Raw genomic sequence first — 16,515 nt, forward strand, 5'->3', positions numbered from 1 at the left:
AAGGAGTAAAAATGAGATTTAGAGTAAAAAAGTTGAATTGGGTTCACTTACTAATTTTGGGAATTGTGTTTTCGGGAATCATTAATTTTGTGCATACGGATAAAGTGGCGGCAAAGAAAGTCTCGACCGAAACTATTAGTGTAGTTTTAAAGCCACACAATCAAAGTGAATTGACGAAGTTTATCTATTCGACAAGCAACCCTAACTCCAAGAATTATCACAAGTACATAAGCTCATCACAGTTCGCTGACCGGTATGGCGCCCGAACGAAGACAATTAAACTGGTCAAGGCTTACTTTAAAAAGTACCACTTAAAAACCAAGGTAAATCGGGGGAATTTAGTTATTTCGGTAACCGGAACTCGTCGCCAGTTGGAAAATGCATTTCACGTTTGGTTTACTAAGTCATCCTGGAATGGAAGCAGTTATCGTAAAGTAGTTGGAACACCCAGAATCTCAAAAAAACTTTCCAGGGAGGTAATGGCAGTTTCTGGACTTTCAAAGTATTATGCGGTCAACGCCCGCCATACTCAACTTCAGCCGACATCCTATGAAACTCGTGCACAAAGTGACCAGTCAAGTGACGGCCATACTCCAAGTAAGTTTATTAATCGCTACGGAATTCGTTCGTTGTACGCTGGAGGTAACTCTGGTCGCAGCAAAACAATTGGTATCATTTCGTTTGCAAACTACCATTATGCGGATGCCTATCATTTTTGGAATAAAATGGGAATTAAAGCTAAGGCAAATCGTCTAAGTGTTAATCGAACTAAGGGTACTAGTGGCAATTGGGCTAATGCCGAAGAAACCACTATGGACGTTGAACAAGCTGGAGCAATCGCACCTGATGCCAATATTCGTAGCTATATCAGTCAGCCGGATGTTACAGGGATGATTACATCAGTTACCAACGCACTGGCCGAAAACCGTGCTGATGTTTTATCAATTAGTTGGGGTCAAAGTGAAGTTAAATTAGCCCAGGAAATTAAATTAGGGATTACTCCTAAAAGATTTAACCAAGTGATGAACTTGTTATTTGAGCAAGCTGCAGCACAGGGGATTACTGTAACGACTGCTAGTGGTGATAATGGGGCTTACGATGGAATCCTTGAGGGTAACCGCCAAGGACTAGCAGTTGATTCACCGGCTAGTTCACCATACGTAGTAGCCGTTGGCGGGACTACGCTACCAAATTCGTACTTGGTGAACCATAAAAAAGTTGTTGTTCAAGCTGAACGTGCGTGGGGAACCGACTTTTTGTATCCTAATTACAGTCATCAACAGTATTATTCTCAATCAGAAAAGCTTGCTAACTACTTTACTGGTGGAGGTGGCGGGTTTAGCAAAATCAATGGAACGCCAAAGTACCAGCAAGGTGTAAGTGGAGTTAATACTTTTTCTGCAATAAAAATGTGGTCTTTTGCTAACAACAAGGTGACGAGAATAGGTGACCAACGGTTAGCAGGTAAGAGTCATGGTAGAAATTTACCTGACGTGTCAGCAAATGCTGATCCAGCAACTGGTTACAGCATGTATGTATCCGGATCTAAAGACGGATCTGATGGCTCTTGGTATGTGGTTGGTGGAACGAGTTTGGTTGCTCCACAAATGGCCGCCAGTCTTGTCTTAACAGGAGATGAAGTTGGTGGTAGGCTTGGCTTCATCAACCCAACTCTTTACCGCGTGGCGCAAAAAGCAAATTCGCCGTTCAAAGTTTTAGATAGTGCAAAGAACAATAATAATCTTTATTACACTGGCCAACCGGGAAAGTTGTACAACCAAGCTACAGGTTTGGGAACCGTTAATTTTGGTAGGTTAGCTGATGTAATAAAATCAAACTATTAGTGGAGGTAAACATGAACTCAAATGAGCACAAGCTCCAGGCCGGAGATTACTTCGAAAGAATTGGGATTTTTATATTACTAGTGGTGTTGGTGCTATTCGTGCAAATTCCGCTTGGGTTAATTGCTAAAGCACCTAAAGTCGATGCTTTAGCAATCGGTACAGGAATCGTCTATTTAGTTTTATTTATCGGATTCATTGGCTTAGCATACTATTTTTACCAACGGTACGGCCAAGTTAAACTAAAATCGTTGAGGTGGAACGACGTTAAGTTGATTTTGCTTGGATTTGTTGTAATGATGGTAATCGAAATTGGGCTAGGAATTCTCAACCAAAAAGTTTACGGTGTCCAACAGACATCTAATAACCAGTTGGTGGGTGAACTTTTGGGTTCCAACAAGCTATCGTTGATTTTGCTGTCAATCTCGTCGGTATTTTTATCACCAATCTTGGAAGAACTTGTCTTTCGGGGATTCGTGATTAGTGCCTTTTTTAAACAAAGCGCAAGGGTGTTGCCCGTAATTGTGAGTGCAGTTTTATTTGCAATTCCCCATATGGAGGATACTAACGTAATTAGCTTTTTAACTTATGCTTCAATGGGGGCTGTTTTGGCTTATGTTTATAACAGTACCAAAAATATTAAGGTATCAATCGGACTGCATTTTTTAAACAACCTGTACGCAATGGCGGGAATGTTGTTTTTAATGTTTGGTAATCATTAACATCGAACGTGTTGGCTATTGTAGCTAGCCGTTCGTTTTTTTGTTTGACTAGAAACATTGATTCGGGCAGTATTTAGTTAATACATAACAAAAACTAGGATGGTGACAACATGGGGTTATCAAAGAATTTATTTAATGATTTATCGGCTGGAAATAAGGGTCAACGGAATTTAATTACTGACGTCCCCGGTGTAAAAGTGGGCCAAGTGACAGTTGATGATGGGAAAGTTCACTCTGGAGTAACTGCAATTATTCCCGTAACGGGGAACCTTTTTCGAGAAAAGCTCCCCGCTGGAACTTGTGTCCTCAATGGTTTTGGAAAGAGTGTTGGCCTAGTACAAATCGACGAATTGGGGACGTTAGAGACCCCAATCGTTTTGACAAATACATTTGCAGTTGGAACAGCTGTAAACTCACTGACCCGAAGAATGTTAGCAGAAAACCCAGAAATTGGCGACAGCACTAGTACCGTTAATCCGGTGGTAGCGGAATGTAATGATGGCGATGTTTCTGATATTCGGGCCATGCGCCTTACTGAATCTGACGTTGAGCAAGCATTTGCCAATGTTGGCGAAGAGTTTGAAGAAGGTGCAGTTGGTGCAGGTCGAGGGATGATGTGTTACGACTTGAAGGGCGGGATTGGTTCATCATCACGAATTGTTGAAGTTGATGAAGAGCACTCTTATACAGTTGGAACATTAACTATGACTAATTACGGATATCTTCAAGATTTTATCGTCAATGGATTGCCAATTGGTAAGCCGCTTTCTGAAATGATAAAAGCGGATAAAGAAAAAGAAGAAAAGGGATCAATCATTACCATCATTGCCACTGATGCCCCGCTTAATTCTCGCCAACTGAAACGGCTAGCCAAACGGGCAACTGTGGGGATCAATCGTTCAGGAGGATATATCGGTAACGGTAGTGGGGAAATTGTATTTGCTTTTTCAACTCAAAATAGAGTTAGTCACTTTGCCAAAAGCGACCTCGATACCGTAACCCGTTTTAATGACAATCACATCGACAAGTTCTTCAGAGCAGTGGCTGCTAGTGTTGATGAGTCAATTTTAAGTTCGATGGTTCACGCTGAATCAGTTGTGGATCGTAAGGGAAGAAATCGCTTAGGCTTAGTCGATGCTTGTCATAAACTGTCAGCCGAACAGCCAGAGTATGCGGAAATGGTAAAAGACGCACTTGATCTATTGGGGGTAGAGTAATGGTTGAATTATTGAATGCTCCTAACATTGATCAATATGCATGGGGAGCAATCAACGGTTGTGAAGCTGCTAGCTTATTAGAGGGATTACACTGTCTTGGTAAACTAACTAACGTAAATTATGGCGAGTTTTTAAAACAAATGCCAATTGATGAAGGTGGTAATCCAAATTATGGGTTTGGCGGTTCACCCTATAAAAATCAGGCTGGTAAGTTTGAGGCGATATTTGTTAAACCCTTAGCGGATTGGGCTGCTAACTACACCACGTACGAAGATTTAAGTGATTCTGGTGTTGAACCGATTTACCAATCCGTTGAGGCCGGTAATCCTGTGGTGACTTATGTCACGGTTCACTTTGAAAAGCCGGAAATTGAAACTTACCCGTTTGGTGACGTTGCTATTAATAACCATGCGGTTTTGGTGGATGGGGTGAATGCAACTCAAGTGCACCTTAGTGACCCGATTGATGGCAAATACTATCTTGATAAAAGTAAATTTGAAAAAATTTATTTATCCAGAAATATGGCCTTGGCTTTACTAAAATGAAAAACAAATTAAAAACAGAATGCAACTCTCTAATATTTATGCTAAATTAGAATGTAATACAGGTTATTAATTTAAATTTGGGGAGTGAAGTTTTATGGGTTTATCTCATAGAGTGACAATGGCATCAGTTTTCGCAACGGTGTCTTTAATTTTAGTTGGCTGTGGTAATTCTGCTACCAGCTCAAAGAAGCAGTCAATCACGACATCAACTGATACCGAGTTGTCGACGATTGATTTGTCAAAAACCACGTCAATTTCAGCATTTAACGTTTTGAATAACGTTGATGAAGGGCTATTTAGACTTGGTAAGAACAGTGAAGTTCAACCTGGAATTGCCACTGATAGTAAAGTGTCAAATGATGGTAAGACTTACACGTTCAATCTTAGAAAGAATGCTAAGTGGAGTAACGGTGATCCGGTTACTGCTCAGGACTTTGTATATTCCTGGCGCAGAACTCTTGACCCTAAAACTGCTTCTCAATACGGATATTTATTCTCAGGAATTAAGAACGCCGATAAGATTCAAAACAAAAAAGCCGCTCCTTCAACTCTCGGGGTTAAAGCTGAAGGCAAGTATAAGTTAGTGGTTAATTTGGAACAAAAAATTCCTTACTTCAAGTTGCTATTAGGATTCCCTGTATTTTTCCCACAAGATTCTAAAGCCGTTGCTAAGTATGTTAGCAAGTATGGAACTACCGCTAAGACTATGGTTTATAACGGACCGTTTACTCTTAGTGGTTGGAATGGTACTAATTTAAGTTGGACACTCAAAAAGAATAAAGATTACTGGGACAAAGGCAAGGTCAAGTTAAACAGCATTAAGTTTAACGTAGTCAAAGATCCATCTACTGGCCTAAATCTTTATAACCAAAAGAAGCTTGATATGGCTCAACTTTCTGCTACTCAAGCAAAACAAATGGGTAACAAGCCAAACATGGTTTCTAGAAAGCAATCATCATCGTACTATATTGCCTTTAACCAAAAGATTAAGGCATTTAAGAACAAGAAAATCAGACAAGCTATTTCAATGGCAATCAATCGCGACACTTTAGCTAACAAAGTTGTCGGTGGTGGTGCTGTAGAAACTGATAGTTTTGTTTCAAAGGGACTAGCTGTTTCACCTAAATCAAAGACCGACTTTACTAAAGATGTAACTGCGCCAGCTTCAATGAAATATAATCAGGCAGAAGCTCGGAAACTATTTAAACAAGGTATGAAAGAAGTTGGCAAAAAACAACTTAAATTTACTTTGTTAAACGTGGATACTTACGATCAGAAGCAACTTAGTGAGTACTTGCAAAGTGCAATTGAAAAAACATTGCCACAGGTCAAGGTTTCTTTGAATAACATTCCTGGCCAAACCGTCCTTAGTCGTCAAGCTGACCAAGATTTCCAAGTAACTGTTGCTAATTGGTTTGCTGACTTCTCAGACCCCGTAACCTTCTTGAACATTTTGACCTCAAAGAACCCAAGTAATATTTCTAAGTGGTCAAATAAGCAATACGATTCATTGATTGATAAAACCAATGGCGTCGATGGTAGTAAACCAGAAGCCCGTTGGCAAGACATGGTCGATGCCCAAAACTTGGCACTCAAAGAACAAGCAATTGTGCCGCTTTATCAATCAGGTGAAAAATGGCTAATCAATAGTAACATCAAGGGTATTGTGTACAATACTGCCGGTGCTAACTACAACTACAAAGAAGCTTACGTTAAATAGGAGGCCGTTTTGAGTTTAGTGATTGAAAGTATAACTACTCAGGTCGTTGACGTTCCACTAAAGCGCCCATTTGTAACTGCTCTAAGAAAGGTCACTACTGCGGAAACTGTCATTTTAAAGATGAGGGATTCTCAAGGTAGAGTTGGTCACGGAGAGGCTGCACCTAATGCGGTAGTGAGTGGTGATACGACTAAAAGCATTGTGAGCGCGATTGAAGATGTGATTGCCCCAAAAATTATTGGCATGTCTTTAGATCAACCCGATGTAATCAAGTCCGCCATAGATGATTCAATGATTCATAATTCTAGTCCCAAAGCTGCTGTGAATATCGCCCTGAATGATTTGATTGCTCAGAGGTATCAGGTGCCTTTGTATGTGTTGCTAGGTGGTTCAGATAATGAAGTAATTACTGACTACACTGTTAGTGTTGGTGATACCAATGATATGATTAATCAGGCAAAACAGTTGGTTGAAGATGGATTTGACACATTAAAACTCAAAGTTGGTGCTGATAGCGAAAAAGCGGATTTTGATAAAGTTGCCGCCATCAGAAATGCTGTGGGGAGCAAAGTTAAAATCCGGCTAGATGCTAATCAGGGGTGGCACCCCAAACAGGCAGTTGCTGCTATTCACAGAATGGAACGGGCAGGTCTCGACATTGAGTTGGTAGAGCAACCGGTTAGGGCAAATGATTTTGCCGGGATGAAATTCGTTACCCAAAACGTTGACACCCTAATATTGGCTGATGAAAGTATTTTCTCAGTTGAAGATGCTTTGAGATTAATTCAGATGCACGGTTGTGACTTGATCAATCTTAAACTGATGAAGGCCGGTGGAATCGATAACGCACTAAAAATCAATACGCTTGCCGAAGCAGCAGGAATTAAATGTATGGTAGGTAGTATGATTGAGTCGTCAGTTTCGGTCGCCGCTGCCGCTCATCTTGCAGCTGCAAAGGAAAACATTCAGTATGTTGACTTGGATGCTGCACTGATGTTTTCTGAAAACCCGGTTTCTGGTGGTTACGTTAATGATGAAAATCGGATCGAATTATTAAATAAGCCAGGACTAGGATTTTAGTTTTATAGGAAAAGGCGGAGTATGGTTTATCCATGCTCCGTTTTTTGTGACAGTATTCGGTAGTTAATTACTTATAATTAGCAAAAACGTGTTAATATATTGGAAGAAAAGGAGGGGTGGCAGATTGAAAACTATGAGAATTAACGTGCCTGTGGCAACAATCTGGACATCAAAGACATCTTTTAGACCGGTAGATGAACCCGCATTGAAGGGGGATACTAAAACCTGGGCTGAACAGATGTCCGATGAGGAAACAATCGATTTAGGAGATAGTGATCGAGTTGTCACCCAAGCGTTATTCAACGATGAGGTTATTGTTGATAGAGAAGAGGGTGACTGGTCTAAGGTTGTCATTCCAACCCAAAGTGACGATTCAGATAAGCGTGGTTATCCTGGATGGGTACCCAGTGCATTAATTAGTGAAACTCAGAGTAGTACTACTACTGCCCAGGTGAGAATTGCTACTAAATTTGCGGACTTGTATGATGCAAATAAGCAAAAAATCATGGAATTAAGTCAGGGAACGTTTCTTGAAGAAACTAATCGTGATGGTGAGTGGATTGAGGTAAATACACCATTAGGCTCAGCTTTTATTAAGGTAGAAGCCACTGTAATTCCAGTATCTGCTGACAACACAGGGCAAATTATGGTTGAACTTGCCAATCAATTTTTAGGTCTACGCTACATTTGGGCTGGAATTTCGTCTTATGGGTTTGACTGCTCGGGCTTAGTTTATAGTTTGCATAGGTTGCTAGGGATTTTAATTCCTAGAGATGCCGATGATCAGCAAGCAAACGGTACCCCAATTTCACCAGAAAATGTACTGCCAGGAGATTTAGTATTTTTTGCTTACGATCACGGAACTGGGTACGTACACCACGTTGGTATGTATATTGGTAACGGCAAGATGATTGAGTCTCGGACTTTGGGGAAGACTGTTGATATCGCTGAATTAACTGAACCCAAATTTGCTGAAGAGTTTGCTGGGTTTAGAAGGTATTGGCATTAATGGTAAAGGAAATTTCAGCAATCAAGGAGTTGATTGCGAACTTTCAAGGCAATGCAGCGATTGTCATTAAGCATAATGGGCAGTTAGTTCTTAGTGTCAATGAAAATGAGCGGATGAAATCAGCTTCTTTAATTAAGTTGGCGGTACTCAATGCAGTTTTTGATAATCATCTTGATTTGTCGGAAATCGTTGCCATAGATACAGCTGACTTGGTTGGCGGTTCGGGTGTGCTGTCGTTGATAAAACCACAATCACTTTCACTGGGGCAACTCATGAATTTGATGATCAGTGTTTCTGATAATTCAGCCACCAACGTAATAGTCCATCGGCTAGGCGGTTTGGGTGTAGTTAACTTATGGCTAACTGATAACGGCTATCAATTGACGCAGATGAACCGTTACATGATGGATTCAGAGGCTACACAGGTAGGTAACGAAAACCTTATCAGTGCTGGTGAAGCAATTCGATTGTTTAATTCAGCCTTTAAAAGAGGGAAGACAACTCAGAATTGGTTTTTGAACCAGCAGTTTCGTTATAAGTTACCTGGTACTTTTGATGAGTTAGGCATTGATATTCAGGTGGCAAATAAAACTGGTGAAGGTCCTAGAGTTGACCATGATATTGCTAGATTTAGCGTTGGTACCGACACTGCTGTTGTTGCACTGCTGACTAGTGAGTTTAGTGATCGGACTACTGCCTTGCAGCTATTTAATCATGTTGGTCAACTTGTTGCAGATGCAATGTTAAATAAATGATTAATTTTATGTTGAAAAACGTTTAAGTAAAGCCAATTCTTATAAGAATTGGCTTTTTTGATGGTAAACTTTAGTCGCAAATAAATATTTGGGGAGCTCACTATGAAAACACAAATTCAGTCAAAAATTAAATATGGCTTGCTACTAATAGCTGCATTGTTCGGCTTTATCTTTATTGGGATGACGAATGCTAATGCTGATGGAAACGTTCAAACTAAAGCACTTTCTAAACCTTATGTAGTTTATGGATCAGGACTAGCTTCTGAAGATAAAAATCAAATTGACAGTACCCTAGGAGTTAAATCAAACTACCAATCATTGACTGTCAATGGATCTGATTATGCAACTTACATTAACTCTGCCGGTACCAGTGATGCTAGTATGATTAGTTGTGTTTCCCTAGCGCCTGCAGACCCCGGAACCGGAGTTAAGGTAAATATTGAGCCCTATAATGGTCAAAACAACATCACTCAAGTAACTTCGCAACAGTATGCAATGGTTGCAACGATGGCTGGAGTAAGTGATGTGATTATTACTGTGACTGCCGATAAGTCAGTGTCTGGCGAATCTGCCTTAACAGGGGTTTATAAAGCATTAGCAAATGACGGAATCACTCTGAACCAACAAAACACTCAAGCTGCAAATGGAGTTCTTGATGCAACACAGCCTGCAATCAATCAAAATAGTGATGATAAGAGCTATCCCGGTAAGTTGATGGCGGCAATTGGGCAAGTATCTTCTGACTTAGCTAAACAGCGTCAAAAGGAAGATCAGCTAGCAACCAAGGACGATATTCAGCAAATGTTACAAGATGCACTTGAGAATCAAGGAATCTCTGATAATACACCACAAACAACAATCAATAACATTGTGATTGCTTTAAGTAATGTTCAAAAGGCGCCAATTTCGCAATCTAATACGTACATTGAAAATGCCAAAGGGATGGCTAATGACTTAGCAAACTCGATTGGTGACAAGATGGCTGGATTAAAAGATTTCGCCAATAGCGATGATGCCAAGAAGGCAGAGGGATTTTTAGCAAAACTGTGGCAAGCAATTGTAGATTTCTTTAGTAATTTATTTGGATAAAAATTAAAAACGCAACGATTTCAATTTCTTGAAATCGTTGCATTTTTTGATTTAATTTGTTTTTATATCAACCATTTTTGTCCGTTACAATTGGGATACGGAACTTACTTAGGTGCTTTTTTGGGAAAACCCGGGTGACATAATTAAACAATTCAATAGGGACTAGTGTACGTTTAATTGTCTATCTTGAACCTGGTGCTTTTTCAGAATAATTAGCCTAGCAAAAGGTTGAGCTATGCAAGCCTCTACTAAAAATGAAATTGTAAAGTTACGGGGCCATTTGTAGAAGAAGTGTTCAATTGGAAACCATGAAATCGTTTTGGTTCCAATCCAGACACCAACTACAGACAAAACAATGGACATCATCATCACGTTTACTAAAGTATTGATAATCATGTGTGCGCTAAAACTGTCCTCTTCAGAAATTAAGATGCCCGTTACCTTTGAAGCTAATGAGTTAGTCAGCAAAACTAGCAAAACAACAACAACCCACATAAAAGGTAATATCCCCAAAGTTTGTTTCCATGTTTCAAAGCTAAAGCCCATTTCAAAGCAAGAAATAAGCGGTGCAATAATATTGACGGAAAGAACTGAAACAATAAATATGAACAAACTAAATTCTTTCCTATTGCGTGGTAACTTCATGTAAAAATCCAAATCAATCATTCCTTTTCTGCATCTTTGCGTAAAAAAAGCGCAAAGACACCTTTAGTGTGTGCTTTACGCTGAACAATTATACGTAGTAAAATACTGAAATAGTTTATCATTGCATTTCCAAAAAAGTCAATTTATTTTTTGCATTACGAATAAAAATAATTGCTTATAACTCATAATTGAACAGCAAAGTCAGATTTTATGGGGATAACTACTAAGTGCCTAATAATTGTCATCTTTGTGGCAATTTTCTGTAATTCCATGAAAAAAACACCGATTTAACTCTAAATGAGCTAAACCGGTGCCTTTAAAAACTCTCTGAAACTATTTATGCCCCGAGCAGGATTCGAACCTGTACTTGATTTCTCAAACAGCGACCTGAACGCTGCGCGTCTGCCAGTTCCGCCATCGGGGCAACAACAGGCTTAATTTTACACTAAAAACGCAACATTGAAAAGTACCGGTTTCGTTTTGACTTAAAAATTAAATAGTCGCTTGTGTTTGGGTTTTGTCTCATCATTAGATAACCAATCAATGCCATGATCAGTGCTCCAATCACATCAGCCAACAAATCACCCATAGTATCCATTAATGCAGCTCGACCAACAAGCATTTTACCGGCCGCTTCATACCGTTGCAGGTTAAGACCAGCCAATGAGTCAGCGGTAAATTCGTAGAACTCCCAGAATACTCCACAGGTAATTCCAAAGGTGAAGGCAAACAGGCTCATCAAACCAGGATGAATTCTGGAGCTAGACCGCACATTGACTAAACTATTAAAAATTGGATACCCAAGTCCAGCGAGCATCATGCCGGCGAGAACATGTTCATACTTGTCCCAATGCGGAACACCGTACATCTGTAAGCCAGATCCTAGGAAAATCGAAAGAAACAAAAAAATAAAATAAAAAATCAATTCAATCTGTGGAAAATAAAATTGACCAATTTTTTCAATTATAAACGGGAGAGCGACCAAAATGATTCCTGCAGCAACTTCAATCAACAACAATTTTTGTCCCGTAAATTTAGGTTTACCTTGATATAGCAAATATCCGAAATATCCTATGTATCCAAGCATTGCAATAACATTGATAATTGCTAGCCAAGAACTGAAACGCAATTTAGAAATTTTCATAAATTTCCCCCATATTTAGTTGTGTAAAGTTAAATTGTTTCCCATTTCATTTGGTTTTTAACCAAAAGTAATTTACAATATCATTATAATACAATGAACGGGGTTGAAACCATGTCAAATGTAAAACCAGTCTTGTTGGAAGACCAATTATGTTTCCAACTATATACCGCAAACAAAAAATTCAACCATTTCTATCAGATTGCTTTAAAACCTTATAAGTTAACTTACCCACAGTACATTGCAATGTTAACCCTTTGGGAGTATGCACCACTGTCAGTTAAGGAATTAGGTAATTACCTCCACCTTGATAGTGGAACGTTAACTCCACTTTTAAAGCGACTTGAAAATAACGGTTGGATTACTCGTGAACGTAGTGAAAGCGACGAGAGATCTGTGACCGTTAACTTGACGGATATGGCCAATGTTAAAAGAGACGATGTTTACAAACACGTTTCTGGCTGTATCGACACGTTAGGTCTAACAGAAACAGAAAAAAATGAATGTTTTGATAATGTTGCTTCTGTTGAAAAAAAACTTGATAAGTTTGAAGGGTAGTGGGCAAAGCGTTACAGGAATCTATGATTCCGTCTCAATTTTTACAAACTGTTAAGCTGTCTAATAACTATCTGGTTAAAAAAATGCCATGGTAATTTCAAAATGAAATTATCACGGCTTTTTTGTTAATCTTTTTTTCCGATGAAGAATGAAACCACTAGTACCAAGACTACCGCACCAATAATTGATGGTACGATTGCCATTTCAGCCACTTGTGGACCCCAATCACCGAGAATTGCTTCTCCTAATGAAGAACCAATCAGACCTGCAATAATGTTGGTGATGCAACCCATGGACTTGCCACGGCCAGTAATTGCACCAGCAATCGCTCCAATTACAGCACCAACGATTAATACCCATATCCAGTGCATTAATGTCCCTCCTTGTTTGTCGGTCCATTTTTGCTATTTCGATACTGTTTGAGTAGGGAAACTAGTGAAAGGATTAGTTGACCGAGACCAATCAATAAAGAAATCTTCGACCACAAACTATTTTTTTTCATTTGTTAGGCCTCCTAACAGTATAACGGTAAGTATTGTTTTTTATTATTTGCCGAAAATGCCCTTAATTTTGTCCATGATGCCTTCTGCACCACCACCAAGCATATCTTTTGCTTTGTCGTAGTAGTCACCAAGGTCATCCTTGTGATCTTCTAGGAATTGTTTAGCGTCGTCCATTTTACCGTCGCCAACTAATCCCTTTAACTTGTCCATGATTTCGTCTTTGTTCATACCAAATTCCTTCCATAAAGATATCTTTAAGAGCATAAATTCATGCTCTAGTGATTATTGTAGCAAAGCAGTGCATGTTTATTAAATAAAATGACTCGAGATTAAAAATGTAACCGTTTTAAAGTTTTAAAAACATTATATTTGCATTTATAAAGTCAAAATATCATTATAAAAGTGTAAAGGTTTTGGATGTTTTTATATCTAAGGAGGTTGTTAAAATGTTTAAAAATATTGCAGTAACTTTAGATGGAAGTGACAATTCAAAGGATGCACTGGCACAGGCGGTAGATATTGCGAAGTCGTCAGATGCTAAGTTGACTTTGGTTTCTGTAGTGAATGAAACTAGTTATTATTACATGGGAAATACATCTACCGTAGGGACTTCAATGATTCCAACGGATTTTAGAAGCACACAAAGAAAAGCTGCTCAAGATGTACTTGATAATGCTAAGGCTTATTGTGATCAACATGGTATTGATGTGGAAGTTAAGGTAGAAGAGGGAATCCCTAAGAGAGTGATTGTTGAGTCCTATGGTAAGGAAAAGGGATACGATTTGCTTGTGATGGGTAAATCCGGAGTAGATGCTTTGAGTAGGGTGATTGTGGGGTCGACAACAGCCTATGTGGTTAGAAATTCAGACACTACTGTGATGGTAGTGGGATAGGGAGCACTGCAGGAATCTATGATTCCGTCGCAGTGCCCCCACAACGATGACACATACTGAGCGTTGCGAGTAGCGACGGTCAGTCGTGACAGAGACTGTGATGAGCCTGCAGGAATCTATGATTCCGTCGCAGTGCCCCCACAACGATGACACATACTGAGCGTTGCGAGTAGCGACGGTCAGTCGTGACAGAGACTGTGATGAGCACTGCAGGAATCTATGATTCCGTCGCAGTGCCCCCACAAGGATGGGAGCACTACATGAATCTTCGATTCAGTCGTAGTGCCCCGACAAGAGCATCAGTATGTGAATTCTGCGAACAGCAGGATTCACTCCTGATGCTTACTGTCACACATAGCACTGTCCTGCAGCAACTATTGGTGATCATTACTAAAACCAAAAAAGATCTACGATGGAAGTCATCGTAGATCTTTTCTTGTGTGGTTCCCACGGGTTAACAAGCCTTTTCTAAACCTTATCTGAAACCTTGTAAGGTTTAGTTAAGGTATCATTTTCATTGTCGTGTGAAATCTTGTCGTCTTCGAGGAAGATATCGAATGTTTCATTATCTGGTCCATGGACAACCAAGACGTTCTTATTTTGTTCTTCCTTTTCCTTGTATATTTGTGCTGTTTTCACGGCCTCGTTGTGGTCGTGAAATTTGCCAATTGAATCTCCTGGATTAAAAAATACGATTTCGTCCATGCATACCATTCCCTTCCCATTTATCTTAATTTAAGTATAATCTAGTTAATTAAGAAAAGAAAACATCACGTCTAAAAAGATTGGTAAGCCTATGACTTGTTAAGAAAACGTTATGGTACTGGTAGGAAGACGCCTTATCTGCTAAAATAATATCGTTATGTTTTTGGATTTAATGTAAAGAGAAAAAGGGGAAAGACTTATGTGTGGATTTGTTGGTTTTGTAAACCAAAAGGATGTCCCAACCGACACGATTAACAATATGGCCGATCGGATTAAACACCGTGGCCCTGATGACGAAGCATACTTTAGTGATGAAAATGTTTCAATGGGATTCAGACGTCTCTCAATCATTGATTTAGCCCATGGCGGTCAACCAATGAAAAACGGTGACGGCTCAAAAGTCCTCACTTTTAACGGTGAAATTTACAACTACAAAGATATTAGAAAAGAACTTCAAGACCTTGGATATGAATTTAAAACTGATGTGGACTCAGAAGTTTTGATTCATGGTTATGATGCTTGGGGTCCTGATTTGTTACAAAAACTACGTGGAATGTTTGCTTTCGTAATTTACGATAGCAAGACTAACGAAGTATTTGGTGCCAGGGATCATTTTGGTATTAAGCCACTTTATTACTATGATGATGGCAAGGCATTTTTATGGGCTTCAGAAATCAAGGCATTTTTGGAACACCCAAACTTTAATAAGCAATTGAATGTCGATTTATTGCCTATCCATTTGAGTTTTGAATTTATTCCATCAAGAGAAACCATGTTCAAAAATGTTTATAAACTACTTCCTGGCCAATACTTCCTTCATAAAGATGGTAAGACTGAAACTCACCGTTACTTTAAATTTAATTATGATCACATTGACAATACTCAAACAGTTGAGGAAGACTCAAAGAAGATTGAGAAACTTGTAGACGATTCAGTTAAGGCACATATGATTGCCGATGTTGAAGTTGGTAGTTTCTTGTCTAGTGGAATTGATTCAAGCTATGTGTTGAATGAGGCTGCTAAATTAAAGCCGATCCAATCATTCTCGATTGGTTTCCATCATTCTAAATACAGTGAATTGGGCTGGTCAACGGAGTTTGCTAAGGCAATCAAACAAAAGAATACGCCAATTTACATGGATGGTGACGATTACTTCGATATCCTACCAACTATGATGTATTACATGGATGAACCCCTTTCAAACCCAGCAGCTGTTCAGTTGTACTACTTGACTAAACGCACATCAGAAAGCGTTAAAGTTGCTCTTTCTGGTGAAGGTGCCGATGAATTCTTTGGAGGATACAACACTTATCTTGAAGCAATTCCTTTCGAAAGATATCAAAAGTTTGTCCCCGGATTTGTTCGTAAGGGATTAGCATCGGTTGCTCGTAAGTTGCCTAGATTTCATGGCAAGCGTTTCTTGATTCGTGGGGCACAACCACTTAGTGAACGTTATTACCGAGTTAACTACGTTTACAACTACGATGACAGAAATCGGGTATTGAAAGATCCAAGCATCAACACTGATTCAGGTGCATATACCAAGCACATCTTTGATGATGTTAAGGGTAAAGACGAAATGACCCAAATGCAGTACTTTGATATCAACACTTGGTTACCATACGATATCCTTCATAAAGCTGACCGAATGAGTATGGCAAACTCCCTAGAGGTTCGGGTTCCGTTGGTTGATAAGGAAGTTGCAGCATTTGCATCAACTATGCCAGTTAATACTAGAATCACACCTGAGGAAACAAAAATTTCTCTTAGAACTGCGGCAGAACGCCACATGCCTAAGGAAAACGCCTTGAAAGAAAAGCTTGGCTTCCCATCACCAATTGCTAGCTGGATCAATGATCCTAAGTATCATGAAAGAATTGTTTCAGCTTTCCATTCAGATACTGCCCAAAAGTATTTTAACGTTGCAGAACTGGACAGATTATTGGAAGAGCATGCGGGTGGTAAATCAAACATGCAAAAGCTCTTCACAGTTTACACATTTATTCTTTGGTATCAAATCTACTTCCCAGAAGACACGAGTGAAAAGACTGTTGAACTCGTAAGAAGAACGCAGATTTAATAACTTTTAACG

General features: G+C 39.4%; 18 protein-coding genes and 1 tRNA gene. 12 read left to right on the plus strand and 7 right to left on the minus strand.

The annotated features are described in order from the left end of the window. Positions 1-11 precede the first annotated feature (11 nt). From PL11_RS08270 to PL11_RS08310, 9 genes are all read left to right on the plus strand, one after another. Positions 12-1,844, plus strand: coding sequence for a S53 family peptidase (locus tag PL11_RS08270; protein ID WP_035167686.1), 1,833 nt, complete (start codon positions 12-14; stop codon positions 1,842-1,844). A gap of 11 nt (positions 1,845-1,855) precedes the next feature. Beyond that, positions 1,856-2,563 carry a CPBP family intramembrane glutamic endopeptidase gene (locus PL11_RS08275; protein WP_035167396.1) on the plus strand — a complete coding sequence of 236 codons (708 nt, stop codon included), beginning with the start codon at positions 1,856-1,858 and terminating at the stop codon, positions 2,561-2,563. Positions 2,564-2,673: 110 nt separating this feature from the next. Next, on the plus strand, positions 2,674-3,780 hold the full coding sequence (locus tag PL11_RS08280; RefSeq protein WP_035167395.1) for a DmpA family aminopeptidase: 1,107 nt from the start codon (positions 2,674-2,676) through the stop codon (positions 3,778-3,780). Then, complete coding sequence (locus PL11_RS08285; protein ID WP_035167392.1) at positions 3,780-4,325, plus strand: C39 family peptidase; 546 nt, start codon at positions 3,780-3,782, stop codon at positions 4,323-4,325. The genes PL11_RS08280 and PL11_RS08285 overlap by 1 nt, the downstream gene beginning before the upstream one ends. A 94-nt stretch (positions 4,326-4,419) precedes the next feature. Next, complete coding sequence (locus tag PL11_RS08290; protein WP_035167391.1) at positions 4,420-6,045, plus strand: peptide ABC transporter substrate-binding protein; 1,626 nt, start codon at positions 4,420-4,422, stop codon at positions 6,043-6,045. A 9-nt stretch (positions 6,046-6,054) separates the two neighbouring features. Then, positions 6,055-7,125, plus strand: coding sequence for a dipeptide epimerase (locus tag PL11_RS08295; protein ID WP_035167390.1), 1,071 nt, complete (start codon positions 6,055-6,057; stop codon positions 7,123-7,125). 124 nt (positions 7,126-7,249) lie between these two features. Further along, on the plus strand, positions 7,250-8,134 hold the full coding sequence (locus PL11_RS08300; RefSeq protein ID WP_035167387.1) for a C40 family peptidase: 885 nt from the start codon (positions 7,250-7,252) through the stop codon (positions 8,132-8,134). Beyond that, positions 8,134-8,889, plus strand: coding sequence for a serine hydrolase (locus PL11_RS08305; RefSeq protein WP_035167386.1), 756 nt, complete (start codon positions 8,134-8,136; stop codon positions 8,887-8,889). Before PL11_RS08300 ends, PL11_RS08305 begins: the two co-directional genes overlap by 1 nt. Positions 8,890-8,991: 102 nt before the next feature. Beyond that, positions 8,992-9,978, plus strand: coding sequence for a DUF1002 domain-containing protein (locus PL11_RS08310; protein WP_052127788.1), 987 nt, complete (start codon positions 8,992-8,994; stop codon positions 9,976-9,978). 162 nt (positions 9,979-10,140) lie between these two features. Here the strand turns inward: PL11_RS08310 and PL11_RS08315 are convergent, their stop codons facing one another. From PL11_RS08315 to PL11_RS08325, 3 genes are all read right to left on the minus strand, one after another. Beyond that, a complete protein-coding gene (locus tag PL11_RS08315; RefSeq protein ID WP_237047488.1) occupies positions 10,141-10,623 on the minus strand; it encodes a hypothetical protein in 483 nt (160 codons plus the stop codon). A gap of 340 nt (positions 10,624-10,963) precedes the next feature. Beyond that, positions 10,964-11,047, minus strand: a tRNA-Leu gene (locus tag PL11_RS08320). 21 nt (positions 11,048-11,068) lie between these two features. Next, positions 11,069-11,767, minus strand: a complete 699-nt coding sequence (locus PL11_RS08325; RefSeq protein ID WP_035167385.1) for a DUF2238 domain-containing protein — start codon at positions 11,765-11,767, stop codon at positions 11,069-11,071. A 111-nt stretch (positions 11,768-11,878) separates the two neighbouring features. On the opposite strand from PL11_RS08325, the gene PL11_RS08330 reads away from it, so the two are divergent. Next, positions 11,879-12,322: a MarR family winged helix-turn-helix transcriptional regulator gene (locus tag PL11_RS08330; RefSeq protein ID WP_035167384.1), complete on the plus strand. Its 444-nt coding sequence runs from the start codon at positions 11,879-11,881 to the stop codon at positions 12,320-12,322. A gap of 125 nt (positions 12,323-12,447) precedes the next feature. Here PL11_RS08330 and PL11_RS08335 read toward each other — a convergent pair whose 3' ends face one another. Genes PL11_RS08335 through PL11_RS08340 form a run of 3 tightly spaced genes read right to left on the minus strand, consistent with a single transcriptional unit; the run spans position 12,448 to position 13,053 of the window. After that, positions 12,448-12,693 carry a GlsB/YeaQ/YmgE family stress response membrane protein gene (locus tag PL11_RS08335; RefSeq protein WP_035167382.1) on the minus strand — a complete coding sequence of 82 codons (246 nt, stop codon included), beginning with the start codon at positions 12,691-12,693 and terminating at the stop codon, positions 12,448-12,450. Next, a complete protein-coding gene (locus PL11_RS10460) occupies positions 12,693-12,824 on the minus strand; it encodes a hypothetical protein (protein WP_257787904.1) in 132 nt (43 codons plus the stop codon). Before PL11_RS10460 ends, PL11_RS08335 begins: the two co-directional genes overlap by 1 nt. A gap of 43 nt (positions 12,825-12,867) precedes the next feature. Further along, complete coding sequence (locus PL11_RS08340; RefSeq protein ID WP_035167381.1) at positions 12,868-13,053, minus strand: hypothetical protein; 186 nt, start codon at positions 13,051-13,053, stop codon at positions 12,868-12,870. A gap of 218 nt (positions 13,054-13,271) precedes the next feature. Here PL11_RS08340 and PL11_RS08345 point away from each other — a divergent pair, with 218 nt between their 5' ends. Next, complete coding sequence (locus PL11_RS08345) at positions 13,272-13,718, plus strand: universal stress protein (protein WP_035167380.1); 447 nt, start codon at positions 13,272-13,274, stop codon at positions 13,716-13,718. Between the two features lie 468 nt (positions 13,719-14,186). Here PL11_RS08345 and PL11_RS08350 read toward each other — a convergent pair whose 3' ends face one another. Next, positions 14,187-14,423, minus strand: a complete 237-nt coding sequence (locus PL11_RS08350; RefSeq protein WP_035167379.1) for a hypothetical protein — start codon at positions 14,421-14,423, stop codon at positions 14,187-14,189. Positions 14,424-14,622: 199 nt separating this feature from the next. On the opposite strand from PL11_RS08350, the gene asnB reads away from it, so the two are divergent. Next, positions 14,623-16,503, plus strand: coding sequence for an asparagine synthase (glutamine-hydrolyzing) (gene asnB / locus PL11_RS08355; protein ID WP_035167378.1), 1,881 nt, complete (start codon positions 14,623-14,625; stop codon positions 16,501-16,503). The last annotated feature ends 12 nt before the right edge of the window (positions 16,504-16,515 follow it).

The organism is Lentilactobacillus curieae (genome assembly GCF_000785105.2).
Classification (GTDB): domain Bacteria; phylum Bacillota; class Bacilli; order Lactobacillales; family Lactobacillaceae; genus Lentilactobacillus; species Lentilactobacillus curieae.

Coding starts and splice junctions, on each gene's coding strand:
- PL11_RS08270 (WP_035167686.1), top strand. CDS start 12: ATGAGATTTAGAGTAAAAAAGTTGAATTGGGTTCACTTACTAATTTTG.
- PL11_RS08275 (WP_035167396.1), top strand. CDS start 1,856: ATGAACTCAAATGAGCACAAGCTCCAGGCCGGAGATTACTTCGAAAGA.
- PL11_RS08280 (WP_035167395.1), top strand. CDS start 2,674: ATGGGGTTATCAAAGAATTTATTTAATGATTTATCGGCTGGAAATAAG.
- PL11_RS08285 (WP_035167392.1), top strand. CDS start 3,780: ATGGTTGAATTATTGAATGCTCCTAACATTGATCAATATGCATGGGGA.
- PL11_RS08290 (WP_035167391.1), top strand. CDS start 4,420: ATGGGTTTATCTCATAGAGTGACAATGGCATCAGTTTTCGCAACGGTG.
- PL11_RS08305 (WP_035167386.1), top strand. CDS start 8,134: ATGGTAAAGGAAATTTCAGCAATCAAGGAGTTGATTGCGAACTTTCAA.
- PL11_RS08310 (WP_052127788.1), top strand. CDS start 8,992: ATGAAAACACAAATTCAGTCAAAAATTAAATATGGCTTGCTACTAATA.
- PL11_RS08315 (WP_237047488.1), bottom strand. CDS start 10,623: ATGAAGTTACCACGCAATAGGAAAGAATTTAGTTTGTTCATATTTATT.
- PL11_RS08325 (WP_035167385.1), bottom strand. CDS start 11,767: ATGAAAATTTCTAAATTGCGTTTCAGTTCTTGGCTAGCAATTATCAAT.
- PL11_RS08330 (WP_035167384.1), top strand. CDS start 11,879: ATGTCAAATGTAAAACCAGTCTTGTTGGAAGACCAATTATGTTTCCAA.
- PL11_RS08335 (WP_035167382.1), bottom strand. CDS start 12,693: ATGCACTGGATATGGGTATTAATCGTTGGTGCTGTAATTGGAGCGATT.
- PL11_RS10460 (WP_257787904.1), bottom strand. CDS start 12,824: ATGAAAAAAAATAGTTTGTGGTCGAAGATTTCTTTATTGATTGGTCTC.
- PL11_RS08340 (WP_035167381.1), bottom strand. CDS start 13,053: ATGAACAAAGACGAAATCATGGACAAGTTAAAGGGATTAGTTGGCGAC.
- PL11_RS08345 (WP_035167380.1), top strand. CDS start 13,272: ATGTTTAAAAATATTGCAGTAACTTTAGATGGAAGTGACAATTCAAAG.
- PL11_RS08350 (WP_035167379.1), bottom strand. CDS start 14,423: ATGGACGAAATCGTATTTTTTAATCCAGGAGATTCAATTGGCAAATTT.
- asnB (WP_035167378.1), top strand. CDS start 14,623: ATGTGTGGATTTGTTGGTTTTGTAAACCAAAAGGATGTCCCAACCGAC.